The organism is Nocardia seriolae NBRC 15557 (assembly GCF_007990715.1).
GTDB classification, from domain to species: Bacteria; Actinomycetota; Actinomycetes; order Mycobacteriales; family Mycobacteriaceae; genus Nocardia; species Nocardia seriolae.
Window position 1 is genome coordinate 1 of the sequence record NZ_BJWY01000201.1, and the last position, 8085, is coordinate 8085.

Consider the following 8085-nt stretch of genomic DNA (forward strand, 5'->3'; position numbering starts at 1 on the left):
CGAGTCGGGATAGCTGTCCCCGCTATTCGGCGGAATTTGAAACCGCGGACAATTCTCGATCAACCTGGTGCGGAAGAACTTCGTATATCTGTTGTGTTACGGGGTTTCGGAGAAGGCGGCGGCATCGGACGGGCGAGTTGCGGCGCGTCGACCTGGGGCGGCGCACTGCGGCCGCTTTGGGCTACGGTGGGGACTCGTGACCTTACGAGCCCTCGCCGACAGTGCCGGTGCCGACGTCCTGGCGTATATCCCCAGCCCGCCGCGCGGTGTCTGGAACCTGGGTCCCTTCCCGCTGAGGGCCTACGCGATCTGCATCATCCTCGGCATCATCGCGGCCATCTGGCTGGGGGAGAAGCGGTGGATCGCGCGCGGCGGGCAATCCGGCCAGGTGCTCGACGTGGCCATGTTCGCGGTGCCGTTCGGCCTGATCGGCGGGCGGCTCTACCACGTGGCCACCGACTGGCAGAAGTACTTCGGGGCCGACGGTCACCCCATGAACGCGCTCAAGATCTGGGAGGGCGGTCTGGGCATCTGGGGCGCGGTGCTGCTCGGCGGCATCGGCGCCTGGATCGGCTGCCGGGTGTACCGGATTCCCTTGCCCGCCTTCGGCGATGCCATCGCGCCCGGAATTCTGCTGGCGCAGGCCATCGGCCGCCTCGGCAACTACTTCAACCAGGAGCTCTACGGCCGCCAGACCACCGTGCCGTGGGGTCTGGAGATCTACCAGCGCTTCGACCACAGCGGCGGCCTGGACATGATGAACGGCACCGCCGCGGGCGCGCCGATCCGGATCGTGCAGCCGACCTTCCTCTACGAGCTGATCTGGAACCTGATCGGCGTCGCGGTTCTGCTGTACCTGGACCGCAAGTTTCGCATCGGCCACGGCCGCCTGGTCGCGCTCTACGTCGCCATCTACTGCTTCGGCCGCTTCTTCGTGGAGCTGTTGCGCGATGACGAGGCCACCCATATCGCGGGCATCCGCATCAACTCTTTCACCTCGGCGATCGTATTCCTCTGTGCCATCGCCTATTTCCTGTTCGCCACCAAGGGCCGCGAGACCGCCGACCAGCTGCGGTCCGGCATCGAACGGCCGTGGCCGTGGCAGCTCGGGGCGCTGCGGGCCTTCGGGGCCGCGGGCGCGGCCCAAGCGGAGTCCGAAACATCCGAAAAGTCCGATACTGAGCGGGATGCGGAGGCCGCCGAGGGCGTGGGCGAGTCCGAATCCGCTACGGCGGGCAACGAATCGGAGCCGGAGGGCGATAATTCCTCCGAGGCCGGTGATTCCGAGCCGGCGGAGCAGGAGCCCGCGGCCGCCGACTCGGCGAAGTCGGTCGAGTCCGGCAAGAATGGCTCCTGACAAGCCATTCAGGGAGGACGCGAGTGACCGACCCATTCGACAAGCAGCCGCCGCAGGACGGGCCGCAGTACGGTGACGGGCCGCAGTACGGCGCGCCGGGCACCGGGCCGCAGTACGGACAGCCCTACGGTCAGCAGCCGTACCCGGGCCAGCAACCGTATCCGGCGCAGCAGCAGCCGTATCCGGGTCAGCAACCGTATCCGGGTCAGCAACCCTTCGCACCGGCCGGTCAGCCCTACGGTCAGCCCGCCCCCTTCGGTGTCCCGGGTCCGGGCGGCCCCTACGGCGGCGACCCGGAGGCCCCGTGGGGCCGTGACCCGTTCGGCGTTCCGTACTCGGAGAAGAGCAAGCTCACCGCGGGCCTGCTGCAGATCTTCCTGGGTCATTTCGGTGTCGGCCGGTTCTACCTGGGCTACAGCACGATCGGCGTGCTGCAGCTGCTCACCTGCGGCGGCTGCGGCATCTGGTCGCTGATCGACGGCATCCTCATGCTCACCGGCAAGGTCCCGGACCTCGAAGGACGCCCACTGCGCGAGTGACGCAAACCCTCCCGCGTGCCACGGCCGCCACCGGATCCGGTGGCGGCCGTTCGCGCTTATCATCGAGCGCGAGTCAGCACCAGGTTTTCGCGCAACATGATGGTTGCCGTGCCACCCGGTCGGTTCGCGGCGTACCCTTTGCCGGTTGTTTGTCGCGTGGTCACCCACGCCAGAGGAGAGGTTCCACTCGTGCGCCGTAAGCTCGCCGCCGTCATGCTCGCCGTAGTCGCCGCCGCCGGGCTCGTCGCATGCAGCTCCAGCAAGGACGACGCGAACGTGCTGAAAGTCGGCACCGAGGGCAACTACTCGCCGTTCACCTACCAGGACAACGGCAGCCTCACGGGCTACGACGTCGACGTGATCAAGGCCGTCGGCGACAAGATCGGCAAGAAGGTGGAATTCACCACCGCCCCGTGGGATTCGCTGTTCGCCGCGCTGGAGTCCAAGCGCGTGGACCTCATCGCCAACCAGGTCACCGTCAAACCCGCACGCGAGGAGAAGTATTCGCTCTCGCAGCCCTACACCGTGTCCGAGGGCGTCATCGTCACCAAGACCGGCAACAACGGCGTCCACACCCTCGCCGACCTGAACGGCAAGACCTGCGCCCAGTCCGAGACCAGCAACTGGGCCGATGTCGCCAAGACCGCGGGCTGCAAGGTCGAGGCCATCCCCGGCTTCGTCGAGGCCGTGCAGCTGCTCAAGACCGGCCGCGCCGACGCCACCGTCAACGACACCCTCGCGGTGAACGCCTACACCAAGGCGCAGGGCACCGGCACCATCCAGATCGTCGGCAAGACCGGTGAGACCTCCAAGCAGGCCTTCGCCGCCCGCAAGGACTCCCAGGCGCTGACCGACCAGATCAACAAGGCCCTCGAGGAGCTGCGCGCCGACGGCACGCTCGCGAAGATCTCGGACAAGTACTTCGGCACCGACGTCAGCAAGTAAGCGGCGCAGGCTATTTCATGGATGACGCCACCTGGGCACTGGTCAAGCACAACCTGTGGCCCATGCTGCAGGCCACGATCGACAAGACGCTGCCGCTGACGGCGATCAGCTTCGTCATCGGGCTGGCGATCGCGCTGTTCGTGGCGCTGGCCCGGATGTCGAGCGTGCGGCTGCTGTCGGCGGCCGCGCGCTTCTACATCTCGGTCATTCGCGGCACGCCGCTGCTGGTGCAGCTGTTCATCATCTTCTTCGGCCTGCCCGCGTTCGATATCGTGCTGAAGCCGTTCCCGGCGGCCATCATCGCGTTCAGCCTCAATGTGGGCGGGTACGCGGCGGAAATCATTCGCGCCGCGATCCTCTCGGTCGCGCACGGGCAGTGGGAGGCGTCCTACTCGGTCGGCATGAGTTACGCGCAGGCACTGCGGCTGGTGATCCTGCCGCAGGCCTCCCGCATCGCCGTGCCGCCGCTGTCCAACACGCTGATCTCGTTGGTGAAGGACACCTCGCTGGCGTCCACGATTCTGGTGACCGAGTTGCTGCGCACCGCGCAAATGGCGGCCGCACCGACTTTCGACTTCTTCGCCCTGTATGGGGTTGCCGCAATTTACTACTGGGTAATATGCCTCGTCCTCGGGTTCGGCCAAACTCGCTTGGAGACCAGGCTGGCCAGGCACGTCGCGCGTTGACCAGGCATTAGCTGAACGGCTGCTTACGAGAACCGTATATGTGTGTGCCGGGGTCGGCATGAGGGTTGTCACAGGTCTAGGGTTTAGAGCGTGATGCGACGAACGAAGATTGTGTGCACCCTCGGACCAGCAGTGAGTTCCGAGGACCGAATTCGTGAGCTCGTCGAAAGTGGCATGGACGTTGCGCGCCTGAACTTCAGCCACGGCGAGCACTCCGACCATGCTGAAAACTACAAGAAGGTGCGCGCCGCCAGCGATTCCGCTGGCCGCGCAGTCGGCATCCTCGCCGACCTGCAGGGCCCGAAGATCCGGCTGGGCCGGTTCGAGGGTGACGGCAAGACCGTCTGGAACACCGGCGAGGAAGTCCGAATCACCGTCGACGACATCGTAGGGACTCACGACCGGGTATCCACCACCTACAAACACCTCGCCAAGGACGCCAAGCCCGGCGACCGGCTGCTCGTGGACGACGGCAAGGTCGGGCTGACCGTGCTGCGCGTCGAAGAAAATGACGTGGTCTGCAAGGTCACCGAGGGCGGCCCCGTCTCCAACAACAAGGGCGTCTCGCTGCCCGGCATGGACGTGTCCGTGCCCGCGCTGTCCGAAAAGGACATCGACGACCTGGAATTCGCCCTGAAGCTGGGCGTGGACTTCATCGCGCTGTCCTTCGTGCGCTCGCCCTCCGATGTGGAGCTGGTGCACGACATCATGGATCGCGTGGGCCGCCGGGTGCCGGTCATCGGCAAGCTCGAAAAGCCCGAAGCCATCGACAATCTGGAGGCCATCGTGCTGGCCTTCGACGCCATCATGGTCGCCCGCGGCGACCTCGGCGTGGAGCTGCCGCTCGAGCAGGTGCCGCTGGTGCAGAAGCGCGCCGTGCAGATGGCGCGCGAGAACGCCAAGCCGGTCATCGTGGCCACCCAGATGCTGGAGTCCATGATCACCAACTCCCGCCCGACCCGCGCCGAGGCCTCCGACGTGGCCAACGCGGTGCTCGACGGCGCGGACGCGGTCATGCTCTCGGGCGAGACCTCGGTCGGCGAGTACCCGATCGAGGCCGTGCGCACCATGGCCCGCATCGTGCACGCCGTGGAATCCGAGTCCTCCACTCGCGTTCCGCCGCTGACCCACGTGCCGCGGACCAAGCGGGGCGTCATCTCCTACGCCGCCCGCGACATCGGCGAGCGGCTGAATGCCAAAGCGCTGGTTGCCTTCACGCAGTCCGGTGACACGGTGCGCCGCCTGGCGCGGCTGCACACCCCGCTGCCGCTGCTGGCTTTCACCCCGCAGCCCGCGATTCGCAGTCAGCTCGCCTTGACGTGGGGCGTGGAAACGTTCATCGTTCCTCCCGTGGGCACGACCGACGAGATGATCCACCAGGTGGACAGCGCGTTGCTCTCGATCGGCCGGTACAAGAAGGGTGACCTGGTGGTCATCGTGGCCGGCTCGCCGCCGGGTACTGTCGGGTCCACCAACCTGATTCACGTGCACCGCATCGGCGAGGAGGACCACTAGTTTGAGTGCGTCGCTGGACGAGACGTCTGCGGACGTCGTCGCGGACCCCGAGGGGACCGGTCTATCCCAAGATCTACGTGAGCTGCTACGCCTGCTCGATCTCGAGGAGAACGGCCCCGACATCTTCCTCGGACACCATCCGGAGAAGGTGTGGAGTCGCACGTTCGGCGGCCAGCTGGTGGCCCAGGCGATCATCGCCGCGGGCCGCACGGTGGGTCCGGAGCGACCGATCCACGCGATCAACGCGCACTTCGTGCGCGGCGGAGCTCCCAAGGCGCCGATCGAATATCACGTCGATCGGCACCGGGACGGCCGCTCCATCGCCAACCGCACGGTGACGGCGTACCAGGACGGGCAGGAGCTGTTCGTCATGCTCGCCGCGTTCCAGGATTGGGGCAAGGGGCTTGAGCACGGCGCGCCCCTGCCCGACGTCCCCGGCCCGGAAGACCTTCCCCGCGTGGAGGAGTCGTTCGTGGGCATGGAGGACAAGCTCCAGATGTTCATCAACGCACCGCATCCCATCGAGATGCGCTACACCAACGACCCGGCCTGGATCCTCAAGGGCAAGGGCGAGAGCCTCGACTACAACCGGGTGTGGATGCGCACCGACGGCGCGCTGCCCGATGACCCACTGATTCACGTTGCGGCGCTGGCGTATTCGTCCGACACCACGGTGCTGGACTCGATCTTCACCACGCACGGGCTGTCCTGGGGCTGGGACCGCATCATCGCGGCCACGGTGAACCACTCGATCTGGTTCCACCGCCCGTTCCGCTTCGACGACTGGGCGCTGTACGCGACCGAGTCGCCGGTCGCGGCGGGCTCCCGCGGCCTGGCCCGCGGCCACTTCTACTCCCGCACGGGCGAGCTGCTCGCGACGACCGTGCAGGAAGGCGTGATCCGCCACTTCCCAGCGCGACGCTGAGACGCACTTTCGGGCCGTACCCGCATCGGGTACGGCCCGTTTTGCGTCTGTGCCCCTAAATCAGCTCGCGGTTCTCTTCGAGCTCGAAGTTTTCCCGCTGCAGGGCATGAACGATGTAGGGGACCGGTTCGTCGGCGGACAGTTCGAGAACCAAGCGCTGCTCGAGCTTGGCGATGCCCGCCTTGGTTAGTTGACGGGCCTCGCCCACGAGACTCAGCGCGATCTCGTAGGTGCGCCGGTCACCCGGTTCGGCGCCGGGATGATCCAGCCGCCACTGGGTTTCGAGCACGGTGTGGGTGGGCTCGTCGCACTCCACCGGCAGGGTGAAGCGCCACGCGAAGATATCTCGATCGGCGACGTATTCATCGACCACGCGGCACACCGTCTCGGTGACGCGATGCAGGGTCTGAGGTGTCACGTAAACATGGAGCGAAACATCCGAAATTCGCTTCGGCATGTCCTTGGTCCTGTTCTTGTGTCGAACCACCGGCAGTGGCGTTCGGCGGAACTGATAGTTGTTCCGCGCGAGAGTGTAATCCCTTACCGGACCAACCCGGCAGCAAGGTGTATTGACACGCGGGAAAACCGGACCACTCGGTACCGGGATCGCCTGTTATCCGGCCGATTCCGCCACCCGCCGGGCCGGTTGCCCTGCCCGATTGGGGGATTCAACCGGCTTGGGGTATTCGGCCCGTCTGCCCGGTACGGCCCGGCCGCCGTCGATGACCAGCAGCGGCTGCTGACCGGTCGAGGGGCTGCGCGGATGCAGGGTGGCCTGCGGGTGCTGATGCGCGTGCAGCGCGAGCAACAGGGGGACCAGCGCTTCGGCGATCTTGTCACCTACCTCGCAGTACTGTTGCGGGGACAGGCCGACCGGGTCGGCGATGTTCTCCCGGCCGACATAGGCGAGATCGTCGCGCGCGGCGTGCAGACCGACCACGCTGCGCGCGCCGCTCACCTTCGCGATGCGGTACGCCTCGAGCAGGGTGAAGGTGCGCGGCAGCGCCTCGGGGACCAGATCGCGCACCTGGTCGCGGATCTTGTCTGTCATGGTGAGCACCATGTCGGCGCGGTGCACCATGTCCGCCTTGAGGCGGCGGGCCTTGAAGTTGTCGGCGTTGCCGCCCAGGCCCACAATCGTCTGTGCGGCAAGGGGTTCCACCGGGAATCCCACCAGTGCGCGGACGCCGGCACTCTCGGCGGATAGCTCCTGTAGTCCGTGTTCAGCGGCCACCGCCAGGGTCAGGCGTTCGGCAATGACGGATCGGCAAACATTTCCGCTGCACACGAACAGCACATGCATACGGATAACTTATGCCCGCCGTTGTGACTTCGAAACAGTTCCGTGACCGAATCACACGTTTCGACCGTGATGTTCATCGATCGGCCGAATGTCGCTCACCTACCGTTGGTTCCCGTTTACCGGAGTGTCGGATTGGCGACCGGTCAATCCCCCGGCAATGGAGCATGCCCGCCCGCGCCCGGTAAATCAATAGCCGAACAGGTATCGGTTGTGTCATAGAGCGCGGATTCGGTTATCACCGGCTCGATTTCGGGTGTGCTCACCGTGCCCGCCACTCGGCCCCGCGTCGAGAACAACCGCCCCCGAGCTGGGACGGTGCGCGCGAACCGGGCCAGCCCCGTCGGCGCGGACATATCGTCGTACACGGAATCTATTCCGCCCCTGGCGAAATAGGCTTCATGCCAGAATCCGGTCCCGCCCGAATCCTTCAGAAACTCCTGCCACCACACCCGATGCGGCTCGGATCGCGTCCATCGCTCCAGGCTCGGCAAATCCCGCCAATACTGCCGCGCGCCCCAATGCGGCGGCCACAGCGACCACACCACATCCTCGTGCGACAAAAGCCCGTCGGGCCGATCGTGATGCGACTTGTACAACTTGGGCCCCACCCCGAGCAGCCGCAAAAAACCCCGGGCCGTGCGCACCCGCATCCCGAGCAATATCACGGCCAGATCCGGATACTCCGACAGGTCCGCGGTAACTCTCTGCACCCGCATCCATGGCCTCCGCACGCTCGCCAACCTCGTGTGGACCTACGTCCCACCCCCGAATCCGGTTCGAAGGCCCACCGCTCGGCAGTACCTCCAGCCTAGTAC

Annotated in this window: 9 protein-coding genes; 6 read left to right on the plus strand and 3 right to left on the minus strand. The window is 66.1% G+C overall.

The window, feature by feature from the left end; genetic code table 11:
• The first annotated feature begins 196 nt into the window (after positions 1–196).
• From lgt to NS2_RS34405, 6 genes are all read left to right on the plus strand, one after another.
• Positions 197–1357, plus strand: coding sequence for a prolipoprotein diacylglyceryl transferase (gene lgt / locus NS2_RS34380; protein WP_071811975.1), 1161 nt, complete (start codon positions 197–199; stop codon positions 1355–1357).
• Between the two features lie 23 nt (positions 1358–1380).
• Entirely contained in the window at positions 1381–1896 is a 516-nt protein-coding gene (locus NS2_RS34385; protein WP_033091516.1) for a TM2 domain-containing protein, read from the plus strand.
• A 189-nt stretch (positions 1897–2085) separates the two neighbouring features.
• A complete protein-coding gene (locus NS2_RS34390) occupies positions 2086–2841 on the plus strand; it encodes a transporter substrate-binding domain-containing protein (protein WP_033091515.1) in 756 nt (251 codons plus the stop codon).
• Positions 2842–2858: 17 nt separating this feature from the next.
• Positions 2859–3527 (plus strand): amino acid ABC transporter permease, encoded by a 669-nt coding sequence (locus NS2_RS34395; protein ID WP_033091514.1) that lies wholly within the window; start codon positions 2859–2861, stop codon positions 3525–3527.
• Between the two features lie 90 nt (positions 3528–3617).
• The gene (pyk, locus tag NS2_RS34400) at positions 3618–5042 is read left to right on the plus strand and encodes a pyruvate kinase (RefSeq protein ID WP_071811974.1); all 1425 of its coding nucleotides are present in this window, start codon (positions 3618–3620) and stop codon (positions 5040–5042) included.
• Positions 5043–5055: 13 nt separating this feature from the next.
• Complete coding sequence (locus NS2_RS34405) at positions 5056–5967, plus strand: acyl-CoA thioesterase (protein ID WP_045440316.1); 912 nt, start codon at positions 5056–5058, stop codon at positions 5965–5967.
• A 55-nt stretch (positions 5968–6022) separates the two neighbouring features.
• Here NS2_RS34405 and NS2_RS34410 read toward each other — a convergent pair whose 3' ends face one another.
• The 3 genes from NS2_RS34410 to NS2_RS34420 all read right to left on the minus strand — a co-directional run bounded on the left by NS2_RS34410 (position 6023) and on the right by NS2_RS34420 (position 7986).
• Complete coding sequence (locus NS2_RS34410) at positions 6023–6385, minus strand: hypothetical protein (protein WP_228102732.1); 363 nt, start codon at positions 6383–6385, stop codon at positions 6023–6025.
• Positions 6386–6580: 195 nt separating this feature from the next.
• On the minus strand, positions 6581–7270 hold the full coding sequence (locus NS2_RS34415) for an arsenate reductase/protein-tyrosine-phosphatase family protein (RefSeq protein ID WP_081986449.1): 690 nt from the start codon (positions 7268–7270) through the stop codon (positions 6581–6583).
• Between the two features lie 143 nt (positions 7271–7413).
• Entirely contained in the window at positions 7414–7986 is a 573-nt protein-coding gene (locus NS2_RS34420; RefSeq protein ID WP_045440313.1) for a monooxygenase family protein, read from the minus strand.
• Positions 7987–8085: the final 99 nt, after the last annotated feature.